Origin of the sequence: Azospirillum brasilense (assembly GCF_005222205.1) — a bacterium.
Taxonomy (GTDB): Bacteria; Pseudomonadota; Alphaproteobacteria; order Azospirillales; family Azospirillaceae; genus Azospirillum; species Azospirillum brasilense_G.
Genome location: NZ_CP032345.1, coordinates 1,226,307 through 1,242,142, shown reverse-complemented (window position 1 = coordinate 1,242,142; position 15,836 = coordinate 1,226,307). Strand labels below are relative to the sequence as shown.

15 protein-coding genes are annotated in these 15,836 nt (G+C 71.4%); 3 read left to right on the top strand and 12 right to left on the bottom strand.

Translation table 11 applies throughout. The features are described from left to right. Positions 1-15: 15 nt before the first annotated feature. The 3 genes from yidD to rpmH are packed head-to-tail and all read right to left on the bottom strand — an operon-like array spanning position 16 to position 955. Positions 16-450 (bottom strand): membrane protein insertion efficiency factor YidD, encoded by a 435-nt coding sequence (gene yidD / locus D3869_RS06090; protein ID WP_349017878.1) that lies wholly within the window; start codon positions 448-450, stop codon positions 16-18. Next, entirely contained in the window at positions 333-815 is a 483-nt protein-coding gene (gene rnpA / locus D3869_RS06085; protein WP_137139332.1) for a ribonuclease P protein component, read from the bottom strand. Before rnpA ends, yidD begins: the two co-directional genes overlap by 118 nt. Before the next feature lie 5 nt (positions 816-820). Continuing rightward, a complete protein-coding gene (rpmH, locus tag D3869_RS06080) occupies positions 821-955 on the bottom strand; it encodes a 50S ribosomal protein L34 (RefSeq protein ID WP_014239280.1) in 135 nt (44 codons plus the stop codon). A 230-nt stretch (positions 956-1,185) separates the two neighbouring features. Here rpmH and D3869_RS06075 point away from each other — a divergent pair, with 230 nt between their 5' ends. After that, positions 1,186-2,688, top strand: a complete 1,503-nt coding sequence (locus D3869_RS06075) for a hypothetical protein (protein WP_137139331.1) — start codon at positions 1,186-1,188, stop codon at positions 2,686-2,688. A gap of 9 nt (positions 2,689-2,697) precedes the next feature. Here the strand turns inward: D3869_RS06075 and D3869_RS06070 are convergent, their stop codons facing one another. The 4 genes from D3869_RS06070 to D3869_RS06055 are packed head-to-tail and all read right to left on the bottom strand — an operon-like array spanning position 2,698 to position 7,311. Continuing rightward, positions 2,698-3,627, bottom strand: coding sequence for a glycosyltransferase family 2 protein (locus D3869_RS06070; RefSeq protein ID WP_137139330.1), 930 nt, complete (start codon positions 3,625-3,627; stop codon positions 2,698-2,700). Next, positions 3,627-4,661 (bottom strand): glycosyltransferase, encoded by a 1,035-nt coding sequence (locus D3869_RS06065; protein ID WP_137139329.1) that lies wholly within the window; start codon positions 4,659-4,661, stop codon positions 3,627-3,629. The genes D3869_RS06070 and D3869_RS06065 overlap by 1 nt, the downstream gene beginning before the upstream one ends. Positions 4,662-4,690: 29 nt before the next feature. Further along, complete coding sequence (locus D3869_RS06060) at positions 4,691-5,872, bottom strand: alginate O-acetyltransferase AlgX-related protein (RefSeq protein ID WP_137139328.1); 1,182 nt, start codon at positions 5,870-5,872, stop codon at positions 4,691-4,693. After that, a complete protein-coding gene (locus D3869_RS06055; RefSeq protein WP_137139327.1) occupies positions 5,869-7,311 on the bottom strand; it encodes a hypothetical protein in 1,443 nt (480 codons plus the stop codon). Before D3869_RS06055 ends, D3869_RS06060 begins: the two co-directional genes overlap by 4 nt. 280 nt (positions 7,312-7,591) lie before the next feature. On the opposite strand from D3869_RS06055, the gene D3869_RS06050 reads away from it, so the two are divergent. Then, positions 7,592-9,544, top strand: a complete 1,953-nt coding sequence (locus D3869_RS06050) for a right-handed parallel beta-helix repeat-containing protein (protein ID WP_137139326.1) — start codon at positions 7,592-7,594, stop codon at positions 9,542-9,544. Positions 9,545-9,548: 4 nt separating this feature from the next. Next, complete coding sequence (locus D3869_RS06045) at positions 9,549-10,139, top strand: demethoxyubiquinone hydroxylase family protein (RefSeq protein WP_137139325.1); 591 nt, start codon at positions 9,549-9,551, stop codon at positions 10,137-10,139. 22 nt (positions 10,140-10,161) lie between these two features. Here the strand turns inward: D3869_RS06045 and D3869_RS06040 are convergent, their stop codons facing one another. Genes D3869_RS06040 through D3869_RS06020 form a run of 5 tightly spaced genes read right to left on the bottom strand, consistent with a single transcriptional unit; the run spans position 10,162 to position 15,785 of the window. After that, positions 10,162-11,310, bottom strand: coding sequence for a glycosyltransferase family 4 protein (locus tag D3869_RS06040; RefSeq protein ID WP_175426404.1), 1,149 nt, complete (start codon positions 11,308-11,310; stop codon positions 10,162-10,164). After that, complete coding sequence (locus tag D3869_RS06035; protein WP_137139324.1) at positions 11,310-12,521, bottom strand: glycosyltransferase; 1,212 nt, start codon at positions 12,519-12,521, stop codon at positions 11,310-11,312. The genes D3869_RS06040 and D3869_RS06035 overlap by 1 nt, the downstream gene beginning before the upstream one ends. Continuing rightward, entirely contained in the window at positions 12,518-13,789 is a 1,272-nt protein-coding gene (locus D3869_RS06030) for a glycosyltransferase family 4 protein (protein ID WP_137139323.1), read from the bottom strand. Before D3869_RS06030 ends, D3869_RS06035 begins: the two co-directional genes overlap by 4 nt. A gap of 6 nt (positions 13,790-13,795) precedes the next feature. After that, positions 13,796-14,770, bottom strand: coding sequence for a GDP-L-fucose synthase family protein (locus D3869_RS06025; RefSeq protein ID WP_137139322.1), 975 nt, complete (start codon positions 14,768-14,770; stop codon positions 13,796-13,798). A 13-nt stretch (positions 14,771-14,783) separates the two neighbouring features. Next, positions 14,784-15,785, bottom strand: coding sequence for an NAD-dependent epimerase/dehydratase family protein (locus D3869_RS06020; RefSeq protein WP_137139321.1), 1,002 nt, complete (start codon positions 15,783-15,785; stop codon positions 14,784-14,786). Between the last annotated feature and the right edge of the window lie 51 nt (positions 15,786-15,836).

Below are 15,836 nucleotides of genomic sequence, written 5' to 3'. Positions count from 1 at the left end.
GCCGTGGGCCTTCTGTTAAGAAGGGGGCCGAACGCCGGTTTTCAGGCCGGCATGCGAATTGCTGCATCGATGCGCCGCTTCGTCCGGCCCGTGCGAACAGCGGGTGGACCGCCCCGGTTCGGGCACGGGATCATATCCCCACCCGCCCCAGGGATGGCAGCGCAGAAGCCTCCGGACGGTCAGCCAACTGCCCCGGATCGCTCCGTGCTTAGATAGCGCATCCAGCGCGTAGTTTGAACAGGTCGGCTGAAATCGGCAGTGCCACCCGATGAAGGGTGACAGGGTCCACTGATAGCCGACCACGAGCGCGCGCAGAAAATAGGCGAGCGGGCTCACGCGCCGGCCTCCCCGCCGCCGGAACCGTTGCCGGTCCCGCCGTTGGGAGTGACGGCGTTTGGCCCGCCATTCACCTCGATTCCGGACGCGTCGCTCTTGGAGACGTCGCGCCATAGACCGAGGCGTTTCAGCGCCGCGATCAGATCGCCCACAAGCTCCGTCCACGGCCGTTCGGCCGTCGCGGCGCGGGCCACCAGCACGAAATCGTGACCGGGGGCCGCGTGGGCGACCAGAATTTGGCGGGCCGCTTCGCGAAGGCGGCGGCGTGCGCGATTGCGCACGACCGCGTTCCCCACTTTGCGGCTCGCCGTCAGGCCAAGACGAATCGGCGGCTCGCCAGGGGCGGGCCGCTGCCGTTCGTCGTGTCGGCGCACCTGCAGGATAAGGCCGGGAGCCACATGCTTGCGCCGTGTACCGGCCACGGCCAGAAACTCCGGCCGCCGCTTCAGGCGCCCGACCCTGGGGTCCGGCGCCGCCATGCGTATCAGGCGCTCAGGACACTGCGGCCCTTGGCGCGACGGCGGGCAATCACCTTGCGGCCACCGACGGTCGCCATGCGGGCGCGGAAGCCATGCCGGCGCTTGCGCACGATTTTGCTGGGCTGGAACGTGCGTTTCACGGCACCATACTCCTCGATCTCAGGGCAAAAAATGAGCCCCGCTGTATAGAGGTACCGACCCCCGGAGTCAATCACGCGCTGCCACCCAAGCGTGGGAAATATTCTCCGTTCGGATGGGCAAAGGCAAGAAGGGTGGCGCAAAGGAGGGTGAAAAGGGGTAGGGCCCTGCCTCCCCCGCCGTGCGGCGTGTTTACCCCCTGACATTCGCGAAAGGTCCGGGGGAAGTCGGCATGCTGCACCGGCGGCAATTCATCGTGTCCAGAAACACCCACGCGCTCCGTCCGGATTGGGTGAGCCGTGACATCGGCGGGCTCGTCCTGTCCCATTGTCCCGACCTGCCGGTCCGGCGCGTGCTGGGCGCCGACAAGACGGTCTGGCACCTGCTGGGACTTCCCGTGCAGACCGACCCGGCGCGCCCCGACCCGGCGGAGGCGCTGGCCGCGTCGCGCGCCGGGGACATCGCGGAGCTGTGCCGCTCCTGGACGGGACGCTGGCTGCTGCTCAACAACCGGGCCGTCCACTTGGACACCGGCGGGACGCTCGGCTGCTTCTACGGGATGGTGGACGGCGCCCTCACCCTCACCTCCAGCGCCGGGGTGATGGCCGAACTGCTGGGCGAGGAGGCGAGCTTCCGCCGCCCGCTGGCCCACGAGGCCGGGCTGGACTGGTACCCGCTGCCCGGCTCCGGATTGGCGGGGGTGCGCCGGCTGCTGCCGACCCAGGTGCTCGACCCCGCCCGCCCGATGGACGATCCGGGCTTCCTGACCTTCCGCCGGCCCTTTCCGGCCATTCCGCCGGGCTTTTCTGATTCACTCGCCTATGAGCGGATGGAATCCATCCTGGTCACCGCCATCCGCAACCTGCACCGCACCCTGTCGGGGCCGGAGGGCGGCAACCGCCCGCTGATGCTCCAGCTCACCGCCGGCTACGACACGCGGCTGCTGCTGGCCGCGGCGCAGAAGGCCGAGGTGCCCTTCGCCACCTTCACCTTCGATCACCGCGACCTGACGCCGGGCGACCGCAAGCTGCCGCCGAAGCTGGCCCGGCTGGCCGGGGTTGAGCATCACCTGATCCCCTGTCCGCCGCTGGACGCCCAGCGCGCGCGCGACTACGCCGCCCACACCGGCGGGCACACCGCGGCGATGGACGGGGAGTTCTACGCCAACGGCGCGTGGGACGGCGTGCCGGAGGGCGCCGTGGTCCTGCACGGCGGCGTCTTCGAGGTGGCGCGCTGCTTCTACTGGGGCCAGATCCCGCCGGGGCTCGCCGCCGACGGCGAGGACACCGCCGCCCGGATCTTCGACGCCTTCCGCGGCAAGCTCTACAACCCGCCGTCCCATTGCGAGGCGCTGCGCGAGTGGCTGGCCTGGGTGGTCAGGACGCCGGACGTCCTGCCGGGTGGTGCGATGGACCTGCGCGACCGCTTCTATCTGGAGCAGCGGGTGGCCGGCTGGCTGTCGGCCATCGACCAGGGGGTGGACCTGACCGGGCGGCAGCTCTTCCAGGTCGGCAACTGCGCGGACTTCCTGGCGATCGCCCTGGCCATGCCGGTGGACGTCCGCCGCTCCAGCCAGCATCAGGCGGAGCTGATCCGCCGCATGGCCCCCGACCTGCTGAGCGAGCCGATCAACCCGCCGCAGCCCGCCGTGCTGCGCCAGCTGCGCAAGCTGCCGCGCCGCCTGAACAAGCTGCGCACGGCGATCGGGCACCATCTGGCGCGGACGTCGGCGTAGGGGGTGTTTTCAGGGGGAGGTGCGGCTGACGGGCACTTGCCCCCTCCCTGACCCTCCCCCGCTTTGCAGGGGAGGGGAATTGGGTGCTGCCGTCTTGGACAGGTGCAGCCAGCGGCGGTAGGCGTCCTCGCTGACGGGGGCGCGGTGCTTCAGGCCGATGCGGAGGATCTCCGGCAGGGCCAGCAGAACCTTGAGGTCGGTCAGCCGCGGGCCGTGGCGCAGGTTCTTCCAGCTGTTGCCGATCCAGCTCCGTACGAAGCGCCAGGGCAGCAGGCCGGCGGGGCAGCGGGCGATCTCGCGGATCAGGTCGTTGCGGTGGTTGTAGAAGCGTTCCAGCCCCGGCTTGCGGCCCTTCTCGCTCTTGTCGTGATAGACCATGACGCCGGGCAGGGCGACCACCCGGTGGCCGGCACCGATCAGCCGCAGGCAGCGGTCCTTTTCCTCCCCCTGGCGGTACAGCTCCGGCATGTAGAGGCCGGTGGCGGCGACCGCGCTGCGGCGCAGCAGATGGCCGCAGCCGACGTACCAGGGCGCGTCGAAGGGATCGGCCTGCGGCGGGAAATAGACCAGCCCGTCGCGCGTCTCGATGTTGCAGGCCACCGCCGCCACGTCGGCGTGCGTCTCCATGTAGGCCACCGTCCGGGCGAGGCCGTCCGGCTCGGCGAACCAGGAATCGTCGTCCACCGACAGCACGTAATCGCCCGTCGTGTTCACGAAGCCGAAGTTGCGGGCGTAGATCAGCCCGGCGTTGTGCGGCAGCCGGACGTAGCGGACGCTGGGGAACTCCCCCCGCACCATGGCGTCGGTGCCGTCCGTGGACCCGTCGTCCACCACCAGGATCTCCGCGACGGGGTGCGTCTGGGCGAGCAGGCGGGACAGCGCGGTGCGAAGCTCCGGCGCGCGGTTGAAGGTGGCGATGACGGCGCTGACGGTGGGCATCAGGCGACCTCGCTGGAGGAGGACGAAGCGGCGCGCGGCCGCTCGGGCAGGGGCAGCCGGACCGGCGGGCGCTTCAGCTCCTCCGGATACTCGTCGCGCAGGCCGGACAGGTAGCTGTTCAGGAAGACCCGCAGGCCGCGGAAATCCCGGTTCACCAGATAATGGGCGGTGTATTTGGCGATCATGCGCGGGATCACCCCGGCCTTCTCGTAGTTGGCGTGGATGTAGCCCATGTTGCGGAAGAAATGCGGCGCCCGGTCGGCCCGCATCGTCTCCACCGTGCCCAGCCGGCCGCCCAGCACCTTGTGCTCCGTCCGCGACATGCCGGGATGGACGTGGAGGGCCTTGACCGCCGTGCCGACCTTCAGCCCGGCGCGGCGGGCGCGCAGGGTGAACTCGTATTCGTCGCCCCAGATGAACATCTCGCGCTTCACGTTGCCGATCCGCTCGAACACCGCCCGCCCGATCAGCGTGCCGTTGAACAGGGCGATGGTGCCCGGCGCCAGCCCGTCGACCGCCCGCGCCATCAGGCTGTCCGGGTCGCGGGTGCCCTGCATGGGGAAGGCCAGGGTGGAGCGGTCCTCCGCCGCCAGCACCAGCGGGCCGACCATGGACAGGCCGTGGTGCCGCGCCTGGGCCAGCAGCTCGGCCAGCGCGCCGGGCTGCGGGATGCCGTCGTCGTCGGTGCTCCAGATCCAGCGGGCGCCGAGGCCGAGCGCTGTCTCGAAGGCGGTGTGGTAGGCGCCGGCTGACCCGCAGTTGGCCTGCCGCACCACGACCAGCGCGTCGCCCCGCTCCTCCGCCTGCGCGGCCAGCCACTCGGGCGTGCCGTCGCTGGAGCCGCTGTCCACCACCACCAGCCGCTCCGGCCGCGGCTGCTGCCCGAGGATCGCCGCGACGCAGGTGGCGAGAAGCGGCAGGCGGTTGTGGGTGACGACGATCGCCACGACGCCGTGGGCAATGTCCGTCGAAGCGATGTCTGTCGAAGCGATGTCCGCCGGGACGCTGTTTGCCGAAAATTGGTCCTGAGCCATGGCTGGGCGGTTCCTCCTGGTCCTGTCCATCAGTCGGTTTGGGTGCGGTTGGGAGCGCAGTCGCCCCTGCCCGGCCGGCAGGGCAGGATGGCGACGTCCGGCGAGGCATCGGTGGCGCCGGACAGCACGCCCAGCCGCCCCAGCGTGCGGGCGACCATCCGTGCCGCGTAGAGCTGCCCCTCCAATCCCCAGCGGCTGCCGTTGGGCGCGTAGACATCCCGCACCCCGCCGGCGGCCAGCGCCGTCAGGCCGGAGGCCAGCGGCACCGCCTGGAGCGTCGGATCGGCGGCCATGACCTCGTCCACGGCGGACCGCCGGGGTGGCGGATCGAGCAGGAAATCGGCGTAGACCGTCCCCTTGTCGGGCGCGATCAGCAGCAGGAAGCGCGTCACCCCGTTGGCCTCCACCGCGTCCTGGATCGCGTGCAGCCCGGCGCGGCGCTCTTCCAGCAGCCGGTGGTCGGTGCGCCAGGGCTGGAAATCCTCGGCGCGGAAGAGGGTGGTCGTCGCGGCGGCGGAGCTGAACAGGCCCGCATAGGCCAGGGGCCGCTCCTCCACCGGGCCGCCGGTCGCGTTCAGCAGCGCGCGCGGCAGCGCCTTGACCAGCAGGTCCAGCGCGTGGCCGACGGGCGGCGGGTTCCAGGCCTGCGCGCGGGCGCGCTCCAGGACGCGCGGCTGACGGTTGAGGGGCTGGACGGCGAGGGCGCGCAGCGTCGTCACCCCATGGGGGCGGGGGGTGGTGACGGTGGACAGGTCCAGCCCGCCGACGCGCTCCCCCAGGTCGCGCTCCGATAACTGCAGGATGACCACGCGCGGCGGGCGCTCCCGGAAATCGGGGGAGGCCAGATAGGCGGCCAGCGGCGCCACGCCCGCGGTCCGTACGCCGACGGTCAGGCCGGTCAGGTTGCGCAGGTGGTCGGTCCAGTAACGGCCGTAGCGGCCGTGGCGCTCCTCCGCCTCCGGCCGGGAAAAGCCGTCGCCGAACACCAGCGCGTCGTAATCGGCGCCGGGCCGCGCCGCTTCGGCCAGCGGCGGCACGAAGATCGCTTCGGGCGTCCTGGGGCCGAAGCGGTTTTCCGCATAGCCGCCCAGTTCCGTCAGGTCGCCGTCGGGCGGGTCCAGGACGAAGGCCAGCGGCAGGACCAGCGCCGCGGCCAGGGCCAGCCCGCGCAGAAGGATCCTGTCCAGCCCGCCCCCCACCGGTCGCCTCACGCCCGGTCCGCGGGGAACCGGAGGCCGGGCAGGCGGAAGCCGGGCTTGTGGAAGCCGGGCTTGTGGAAGACGGACATGCGGCTCTGGGCGAGCGGCGATCCGGCGGAGTCGCCGATCCACAGGCGCAACGCCTTGGTCGCGCCGATCCACAGCAGGATGGGCAGCAGCGAGAAGAAGCCGAACTTGACGATGGTGATGTTGCCGTCACGGTACCATTGCAGCGACAGCGGGATGAAGGCGCAATAGAACAGCACCGCGTAGCGGTTGGTGAAGCCCGACTCCCAGAACCAGCGGTGCAGCCGGCCCAGGATCAGCCCGACCACCACCATGGTGACGATCACGCCGATCCACCCCGCGCTCATCCAGCCGTCGCCGGCCAGCGAGGTGGTCAGGTTGGAGAAGTTGCCGAAATCGTGCAGCGACACCCATTTGACCGGCGCGCCGATGGGCTTGTCCGGCCACAGCATGCGCGGGATCGGCTCGGTGAAGAGCTGGAGATACTGGGTGAACCAGGTGTAGGTCCCCGACTGCTGCGGCACCGCCCACAGGATGAAGGCCAGGAAGTCGAAGTTGGCGATGTCCTGGTTCGACACGCTCTCGACGAAGGAGCCCTCGCCGCCCTGGAAGATGCTGAACAGCTTGCTCGGATTCTCCGTGCCGGCCAGCACGCCGCGCAGGAAGTCGCGGTTGTTGCCCAGCGTGTGGAACAGCAGCAGCACCGGCAGGCCGCAGGCGAGCTGCCACCAGCGGAACCACTTGGTGCGCGTGTGGTAGAGGATCAGCAGGACCATGCCCAGCACGCCCATGATGATCGCCCAGCGCCCCCAGCCCAGATAGGCGCGGTAGCTGACGAAGGCGATGAAGGGGATGAAGGACAGCGGGTGGAAGCGGCTGACCCAGATGATGCCCAGCGTCAGCGGCAGGCCCATCGAATGGGCCTCGGCGATGTAGCCGGTGGTGTTGACGTAGACCGGCTGGCCGGTCAGCGGGTCGCGCTCCATCTGCACGTCGCCGGTGCCGGTGAAGTCGGCGCCGTCCTGGCGCAAAATCGCCGAATAGATGGCCAGCGGCCCCAGCGCCGCCACGGTCAGGGCGAAGGCGGTGATGTCCAGCCGGTCGAAGGTGAAGGTGGGCGCCCGGCTGAGGTCCGGCTTGACCCGCCCGGCCCAGCCGCAGGCGATGGAAAAGGCGATCAGCGCGACCGAACTGACCGTCAGCGACTTCACGAACTCCGCCGCGCTCGGCCAGTAGCCCATGAACAGCCAGGCGTTGTCGATGCCGAAGCCATGGACCAGCAGGGGCCGGATCACGAAGACCAGCGTGTGGAAGATCAGATAGTAGGTCAACGGGTGGAACATCGACGCGGTGCCGGTGCTGAGATAGGCCACGATGACCAGGGCCACCACCAGCACCTGCGCGATCAACGCCGTTTCGATCATACCGGACTCCGCTTGACCTCGTGAACGCGCGGCGCCGCCGGCCACGGCCGGTGGTGTTGCGGCCGGTGGGGCGGTGTCGTCGTGCCGACCCCCAAGGGCGAGGGTGGCGCACCCGGAAGCAACACCGCCGGACCCGGTCGGGTCCCCCCGTCCGGAAGCGCAGACGGCGAGGGTCGCCCGGTCAGGGCTATCCGCGCCGCGCCTTCGAGGCACCCCGTCCGCGCTTTTGCTTCATCCGCCCCCCGCCGCCAGTTTCGCTGGGGAGCCGAACGGAGGTGATATGACGCGCCGGATTCCTGGACTCTTCGCGGGCGGGCTGTTGTGGCTGGTCCTGTTGCTGGCTGGCCCCGCCCCGTCCGTCGCGGCGGAGCCGGCGATCCACGTCTCCCCCCAGGGCGACGACCGCTGGTCCGGGCGGGTCGCCGCCTCCACACCGGACGGGCGGGACGGCCCCGTCGCCACGCTGGCCCGCGCGGTGGAGGAGGCGCGCAAGCGCGGCCTGCACCTGATTCTGCTGCGCGGCGGCACCCACCGGCTGACCGACACGGTGACGCTGGGTCCGGAGGATTCCGGGCTGCGCATCGCCGCCTTTCCCGGCGAGACCCCGGTCCTGTCGGGCGGCGAGGTGGTGACGGGCTTCACGGCGGAGCGCGACGGCGTCGTCTCCGCCCCGCTGGCGCGCGAGCCGGGGCTGGACGTCAGCGCCGGCGGGGTGCGGCTGCGCGCGGCGCAGAGCGGCGCCTTCGACCCGCAGGACCCGATCCGCAGCGGCTGGTTCATCGCCCAGCAGACCAAGGGCGGCGGCGACAAGCGGCAGTTCCGCTTCCCGCCGGGCACCGTCCAGGCGGCCTGGGCGGTCCCCGGCGTCCGCGTCCAGGCGCTCGACCGCGAGCGGCAGGCCGACGACATCCGCGGCATCGAGCGCATCGACCGCAGCGGAACGCTGGTTCTGGACCGGGACGGCTGGTACCCGTTCCGCGACGGCAGCACCTTCCGCCTGCTCGGCCATCCCGACTTCCTGAAATTCCCCGGCCAGTTCGCCTGGAGCGCCAAGGACCGGCGCCTGCTGCTGCGCCCTCACGATCCGGCGGGCTTCGCCCGCAACGGCGAGGCGGTGGTGGCGCGCACCGCCCCGCTGATCCAGGCGGAGAAGGCGGACTCCATCACGCTCGACGGGCTGTTCTTCGCCGACGTGCCCTACAACGGGGCGGCGGTGCGGCTGGCCGGCGGTTCGGGGCACCGCGTCCGCGACAACCGCTTCTCCGCCGTCGGGACGGGCGTTCTGCTGGTCGGCGTCGCGGACAGCGAGGTGCGCGGCAACCGGCTGGAGCATCTGGGGCGCAGCGGGATCGAGCTGACCCCGGGCAGCGCCGGCAACCGGATCATCGCCAACACCATCCGCCACGTCGGCGAGGTGAACTTCTACGGCGGCGGCATCATGAGCGCCGGGGTGACCCGCACGCAAATCGCCCACAACGACATCCGGCACGCCGCGCGCTACGGCATCTCCATGAAGAACTGGAACCCGGAGACCAAGAACACCGACAACGTGATCGAGTACAACCGCATCCGCGACGTCGGGCGGGAGACCGCCGACCTCGGCGCCATCGAGACGCTGGGGCGCAGCGACATCGACACCAGGCTGGTCATCCGCTTCAACGACATCCGGGGGACCGGCGGGATCGCCACCGATGCGGCGGGGCGCTGGATGACCCGCTACAAGGGCTTCGGCGTCTATCTGGACGACCTGACCAACGGCGTGCGGGTGGAGGGCAACTTCCTGGAGGACACCGGCTGGGCGGCGGTCTTCGTCCATGGCGGCGACGGCAACCGGGTGGAGAACAACATCGCCGTGCTGACCGACGAGCGCGACCGCTTCCTGCGCTTCGAGTGGGTGCCGAAGGCGGGGACGGCGGGCTTCCTGCGCGACAACGAGGCCAGCCGCAACATCATCCACGCCCGCGTCCCGGTGGAGCAGCTGGTGACGGCGCTGACCGGCGGCGAGTACCGGCTGGAGAACAACATCTTCGACCGTCCGGGCCGCGGCCTGCGCGCGCCGGGGGCGCCCGTGGAACGCACGCAGGCGCGCTCCGTCCAGGGTGGCAACCAGCCGGACCCCTATTTCATGAACCCGGCGAAGGACGACTACCGCCTGCGCCCGAACTCCCCCGCTTTGAAGATCGGCTTCCAGGAGCTTCCCTGGTCGCGCATCGGCCCGGAAGGGGCGCGCTGAACACGTGGACACGCACGCTCCGTCGCCTGAGGCTCCGCCATCCGCCACCATCGGGCTGGCGCCGCCGCAACTCGATCTGTCCGCCCTGCCGCCGCGCATCCTGCGCGAGCTGCGCGCCAGCCATGTCGGCGAGACCGTGGCGGTCGCCCTCTACGACGGGGTCGCCGGCGCCACGACCGACCCGGAGATCCTGCGGTTCGCCGCCTCCCACCGAAGGGTCGAGCGGCGGCACCTGCGGCTGTTCGAGGCGGTCCTGCCGCCGCAGAGGCGCAGCGCCCCCATGGCCTTCTGGCGCTGGTCGGGCCGGGTGATGGGCGGGCTGCCGGCCTGGCTCGGCCCGCCCTACTTCTACGCGGTGGTCGCCGGGGTGGAGGCGTGGGTGGACGGGCATTACGCCCGGCAGATCGCCCTGGCGCGGCGGCTCGCCCCCGATCCGGACCTGTTGAATGTGCTGGAGGCCTGCCGCCTCGACGAGCGCCTCCACGCCCGCGACGCCGCCCGGCTGGACCCGGCGCCGCCCTGGACCGCCCGCGCGCTGGCCGGGTTGGCGGTGTTCCTGTCCCGTGTGGGGGTGAGGGCGGCGCGCTGGGTGTGACGGCGCTCAGCCCCCGGCGCGCTCAGCCCATGGCGCGCTTCGGGCGGACGGCCGGCCCGGCGGCTTCGGGCAGCGGGCCGGCGATGCGGTCGAGCAGCGCGTCCATGCCGCTGTGCCCGGCCTCATGGGCGGCGCGGGCACGGGCGTGGGCCTGTTCGGAGGCGAGCGCCAGAGCGTCGCGGTCCTTGGCCCACAGGCGCAGCGCCGGCAGCACCGCCTGGATGAAATCCCGGTCCTGGGGGACGAGGCCGGGGCGGGGGATGTCGCTGCCGATGCAGCCGCGGTCGTAGGCGAGCACCGGCACGCCCGCCGCCATCGCCTCGAACAGCACCAGCGGCTGCGCCTCGTTGCGGTAGCGGGTGGGGAAGACGAAGACGTCGATGTCGCGGTAGAAGGCCGCCTTGGCGTCGTCGTCCACCGGGCCATGATACTCCACGTCGCCGTCGAAGGCCGCCAGCCCCGCCGCGACCAGCGCGTTGTCCATGCGCCCCAGCCCCGGCCCGGCCAGCACCAGCTTGACGTCCACCCCCTCCGACCGCAGGGCGCGCAGCAGGGTGAACAGCGTGTCCAGCCCCTTGTCGGCGCACAGATTGGACAGGTGGCCGATGCGCAGCGGGCCGGACTTGCCGTGGCGCGGCCGCGGCACCGGCGGGGTGAAGATGGCGTTGGAGACGCTCATCGCCGTCTTCGCCGCCGGGTAGAGCGCCTGGAACCGCGCCTGCATGGCCGGGCAGAGCAGAACATGCATGCAATCCGTGCCGGCCAGCCGGGTCAGCAGGCTCATCCGCCAGGTCGGCTTGGAGATGGTGGCGAAGGAATGGTGGTGCAGCGTCCGTTCATAGCCGAACAGCCGCGCCGTTCCGGCCAGCGCCGCCGTGTAGAAGATCCCCAGCCCCGAATCGACGGGCATGTAGAACCGCCGGCCGGGGATCGTCGCCCCGGCCGCCAGACGCAGGCCCGCCAGCAGGACACGCGTGGCCTTGGCCGCGTGGTAGCGCAGGCCGCCGCCGTTCCAGCCCGGCGACAGGTCCGCGACCTCCACCGTGGCCTGCACCGGGCCGCGATCGCGCAGGCGGTCCAGCACCAGGGCGGTGACCCGACTCATCCCGTCCATGGGCGGGGGAAGGCGGCCCGAGACGACGATGTGGGGGGTGTTGCGGCGGTCGGTCATCAGGCTTCGCTTTCACGGGTGCCCTTGTGGGCGCTTTCATCGGTGCTTTGGGCGGCGCCCTGGTCGGCATCCTTGCGGGCGCCCAGGCTGTGCAGGGCCTTCTCCACGGCCTCCGCGAAATAGCCGGCGTCGGCCAGCGCCTGGAAGGGCCGTCCGTTGAGGCTGAGGCGGCGCCATTCCGCCTCGTCCGACGCGACGGACAGCATGTGGCGGGCCAGCCCCTCCGGGTTGTCGGGCTCGACGATGTGGCCGTTCAGGCCGCTGCGGATCAGCACGTCGCGGGCGCCGCACTGGTCGGACAGGATTGTCGGCACGCCCATGGCCAGCGCCTCGTTCACCACCAGCCCGAACTGCTCCTCCAGCGAGGGCAGCAGCAGGCACAGGGTGGAGCCCAGCGTCTCCGCGATCCCCTTCTCCTGAAGGAAGCCGCGGAAAATGATGTGCCCCTCCAGCCCGCGCTTCGCAACCTCCGCCCGCAGATCGGCCTCCAGGGGGCCGGAGCCGCAGAGGTGCAGGGGCCGCGCCGCGTCTCCCGCCAGCCGGCGGTAGAGGTCGTAGGCCTCGACGGCGCGGAACAGGTTCTTCTTCGGCACGAAGCGGGCGATGATGGTGAAGTGCCGCTCGGCGAAGGGCACGCCGTCCGGGGCCGGTGTCATGCCGGACAGCCGGCGCACCCGCTCCAGCGACAGGGTGTCGTAGCCGATGAACAGCCGATCCTTGGGAAGCCCCAGGAAGCGGTAGTAGTCGACCGTGCGGTGGCTGCCCCCGATCGCCGCCTGATAGGGCTTGTAGAGCAGGGACTTCAGCGCCTCGCGCCAGAGGACGCGCGGCTTGTCGTCGAACTTGGAGGCGTTCATGTTGACGACGCGCCGGCCCATCAGACGCATCGTCACCGCCAAGGCGAAGACGTCGGGCTCCTCGTAATGGCACAGGAACACGTGGCTGGCCCCCGCCTTGCGGCATTCGCGCAGCAGGGCGCGGTAGACCTGGAAGGACGGGATGTCCGCCTTGGAGCGTCCGGGGAACAGCGTGACCTTGCGGAAATGCTGGCCCTCTCCGGTGGAGTCCCAGGCGTAGGTGTGGGACTTCGACCCGACCTCCAGGCCGACCACGTCGTAGAGATGGCCGAGCCGTCGCCCGACCGCCTCCAGCCGGTCCATGTGGTAGGGGCCGAACATCTCCCAGGAAAAGACCAGGGCGGGCTTCGTCATGCGGCGTCGTCTCCCAGCAGCAGCGCGGCGTAGCGCGCCAGGACGGCGCTGCGGCTGGCGTTGCCCTCCACCCAGGCGCGGCCCCGGCGGCCCATCGCGGCGCTCCGGGCGGGGTCGTTCAACAGGTCGGCCACGGCCTGCGCCATGGCCTCCGGCGCGTCGGGCGGGGTGCGCAGGAAGGCGTCGATCTCCGTCCCCAGCCGGTCGAGCGCCGAGCCCGGCAGGCAGGTGCAGACGAAGGGCCGTCCGGCCGCCAGGATGGTCACCGCCTTGCCGGGCATGGCGAAGGCCGCCCCTTCGGGGCGCTGCGGCACCAGATGCACGTCGCCCTCCGCCAAGCCCTCGCCGAGCCGGTCGGACGGGATCAGAGGGGCGAACTCCACGTTGGGCAGCGCCATGGCCTTGGCCTGGGCCTTCAGCTCCTCCTCCAGCCCGCCCTGGCCGCGCAGCAGCACGCGGGCGTCGGGGCGCAGCGCGTGGAGGTGGCGGGCCATCTCCAGCACCTGGTCCAGCCCCTGCTTGCGGGCGAAGGCACCGCTGTAGAGCACGGTCGGCGGCTGGCCCTCGGGCCGGGGCAGGGGGCGGACGGCGTCGGCGTCGACGTGGGGCGGGATCACCGTGATCGGCCGCCGCACGCCGAGGTCGCGCAGCACGTCGGCCATCGCCTCCGACAGCACGACGATGCCGTCGGCGCGGTTCAGCGCGGTGCGCTCCACCGCCTGGATGGCCTTCAGCGCGGCCCCGCCGCCCATGCCCAGCGCGCCGGCGAGGCCCGACTGGATGTCGTGGACGATGGCGATGTGCCGTCCGCCCGGCGCCCGGAAGCGGTCGGCGACGGCGACGCTGAAGATGGAGGGGCAGAGCGACAGCACCGCCTTGTGCCGCGCGACGCGCCCGCGGGCGCGGGCGGCCAGGAAGCCGGCGTGCAGCACGCCCTCGTGGATCAGCCGGGCCTTCATGCCGCCGCCCTTCGGCGGGATGGTGAGCAGCCGCTCGATGCGGACGCCGTTCACGGTGCGGCGGTCCTCGGCCCCGTCGGCGTAGCCGTCGTAGATGGCCTGGCCCGGATAGTTGGGACGGGCGGTCAGCACGGTCATGTCCGTTCCCGCCGCGGCGAAGGCGGTGGCGAGGTCGGTCATCATCGGCGCGCTGCCCGCGGGTTCCGGCCAATAGCTCATCGCCACCAGCAGGACCGAGGGCGGCAGGGCGGACGGAGCCGCCGTCCCGGAGGAGACCGCGGCGCGCAGGGGTGTGGAGTCATCGGGCATGGGCGGTCACTCCGCGGCTTCGCCGGCGACGGATCCGGGGCGGGGAACCGGCGGGGCGGCGTTCTCCAGGAACCACGCGTAGGTGCGGGTCAGCCCCTCCTCCAGCCCGACCTTGGGACGCCAGCCGGTGGCGAGCAGGCGCGACACGTCCATCAGCTTGCGCGGGTGGCCGTCCGGCTTGCTCAGATCCTGGGTCAGCGCGCCCTCGTAGCCGACCACGCCGCGGATGGTGCGGGCCAGATCACCGATCGGGACGTCCTCGCCGGAGCCGACGTTGATGATGTCCTCCCCGTCGTAATGGTCCATCAGATGCAGGCATGCGTCGGCCATGTCGTCCACATAGAGGAACTCGCGCCGCGGCGTTCCGGTGCCCCACAGGGTGACGCTGGGCGCCCCCTCCATCTTGGCATCGTGGAAGCGCCGGATCATGCCGGGGACGGCGTGCGAGCCCTCCGGGTCGAAATGGTCGCCGGGGCCGTAGAGGTTCGCCGGCATGGCGCAGATGGCGTTGAAGCCGTACTGCCGCCGGTAGGCCTGGCACAGGGTGATGCCGGCGATCTTGGCGATGGCGTAGGGCTTGTTGCTCGGCTCCGGCGGGCCGGTCAGCAGCGCCTCCTCCTTCAGCGGCTGCTCCGCGAACTTCGGGTAGAGGCAGGAGGAGCCGAGGAACAGCAGCTTCTTCACCCCCGCCCGCCAGGCCGCGTCGATGACGTTGGTCTGGATCAACAGGTTGTCGCGGATGAAGTCGCCGCCGAAGCGCTCGTTGGCCAGGATGCCGCCGACCTTGGCCGCGGCCAGCAGCACATAGTCGATCTTCTCCCGGTCGAAGAAGGCGCGCACGGCCGCCTGATCGGTCAGGTCCAGCTCGTCGCGGCCGCGCAGGACGAGATCGGTGTGGCCGTCCTCCACCAACCGGCGGACGATGGCCGATCCGACAAGGCCGCGATGCCCCGCGACGAAGATTCGGCTGTTTCGTTCCATGAGCGTGTCTTCCTTATTCCGCGGCGCTGGCGATTCCATCCCGGCCCTGGTCGCGGCTGCGGGCGGCGTACCAGTCGACCACGCCCGGAAGCCCGTCCTTGAGCGGGATGCGCGGCGCGTAGCCGAGCGCGGACAGGCGGGCGATGTCGGGGCTGCGCCGCTGGGTGCCGCCGGGGGCCGGCGGGCCGGCCTGGATGTCCGCCACCCGTCCCAGCGCGGCGACGATCTGCCGGGCGAGTTCGGCGATGGAGATCTCCTCCGGCGTGCCGACATGGTAGATGCCGAGATGCTCGCCGCGCTCGATCACCGTCATGATGCCGTCCACCGCGTCGTCGATGTGGACGAAGGCGCGGGTCTGGGTGCCGTCCCCCTGAATGGGGAAGGGCACGAGGACCTCCGTGCTGCGGTCGATGGCGGCCACGGCGCGGCGCACGAACTCCGGCACCACATGTTCCCACCCCATGTCGGGGCCGTAGACGTTGTGCGGGCGGAAGATGGCGACGCGGTCGAAGCCGGTGCGGCCCCAGTTGACCGCCAGAAGCTCCGAGATCAGCTTGGAGCCGCCGTAGCTGTAGCGCGGGTTCAGCACGTCCGGGACGACCAGCGGGATGTCCTCCGGCGTCGGGACCGTCGGCGGGGTCTGGTAGGCCTCGGACGAGGAGGCGACCACCAGATCGCCCACCCCGTTCGCCCGGCAGGCGTCCAGAACGTTCAGCATGCCGCGCACGCCGACGTCCAGCACCACCTCCGGCTTCTCGTAGAAGTGCTTGGTGCCGTTGACGGCGGCCAGATGCAGCACGCCGTCCACGCCGCGCACCGCCTTGTCCACCGCCGCCGGGTCGCGGATGTCGCCGGACACGAACTCGACCGCCTGGACGGCGTCGCCCAGCCGGCGCGGGTGGCCGCGGGAATTGTCGTCGAGAACGCGCACGCGATGTCCGTCGCGCACCAGCCGGCGGACCAGGGCGGCGCCGATGAAGCCGCTGCCCCCGGTCACGAGGTAATGTTTCGGCATTGGATCTTCCTCAGGCAACAGCGTCGGGCGACGCTTCGTTGAGCGGCGCCT

Excerpts from the sequence above, each read along its gene's own strand:
- yidD (WP_349017878.1), bottom strand. The coding sequence starts at position 450 with ATGGCGCGACGTCTCCAAGAGCGACGCGTCCGGAATCGAGGTGAATGG.
- rnpA (WP_137139332.1), bottom strand. The coding sequence starts at position 815 with ATGGCGGCGCCGGACCCCAGGGTCGGGCGCCTGAAGCGGCGGCCGGAG.
- D3869_RS06075 (WP_137139331.1), top strand. The coding sequence starts at position 1,186 with ATGCTGCACCGGCGGCAATTCATCGTGTCCAGAAACACCCACGCGCTC.
- D3869_RS06070 (WP_137139330.1), bottom strand. The coding sequence starts at position 3,627 with ATGCCCACCGTCAGCGCCGTCATCGCCACCTTCAACCGCGCGCCGGAG.
- D3869_RS06065 (WP_137139329.1), bottom strand. The coding sequence starts at position 4,661 with ATGGCTCAGGACCAATTTTCGGCAAACAGCGTCCCGGCGGACATCGCT.
- D3869_RS06055 (WP_137139327.1), bottom strand. The coding sequence starts at position 7,311 with ATGATCGAAACGGCGTTGATCGCGCAGGTGCTGGTGGTGGCCCTGGTC.
- D3869_RS06050 (WP_137139326.1), top strand. The coding sequence starts at position 7,592 with ATGACGCGCCGGATTCCTGGACTCTTCGCGGGCGGGCTGTTGTGGCTG.
- D3869_RS06040 (WP_175426404.1), bottom strand. The coding sequence starts at position 11,310 with ATGACCGACCGCCGCAACACCCCCCACATCGTCGTCTCGGGCCGCCTT.
- D3869_RS06035 (WP_137139324.1), bottom strand. The coding sequence starts at position 12,521 with ATGACGAAGCCCGCCCTGGTCTTTTCCTGGGAGATGTTCGGCCCCTAC.
- D3869_RS06030 (WP_137139323.1), bottom strand. The coding sequence starts at position 13,789 with ATGCCCGATGACTCCACACCCCTGCGCGCCGCGGTCTCCTCCGGGACG.
- D3869_RS06025 (WP_137139322.1), bottom strand. The coding sequence starts at position 14,770 with ATGGAACGAAACAGCCGAATCTTCGTCGCGGGGCATCGCGGCCTTGTC.
- D3869_RS06020 (WP_137139321.1), bottom strand. The coding sequence starts at position 15,785 with ATGCCGAAACATTACCTCGTGACCGGGGGCAGCGGCTTCATCGGCGCC.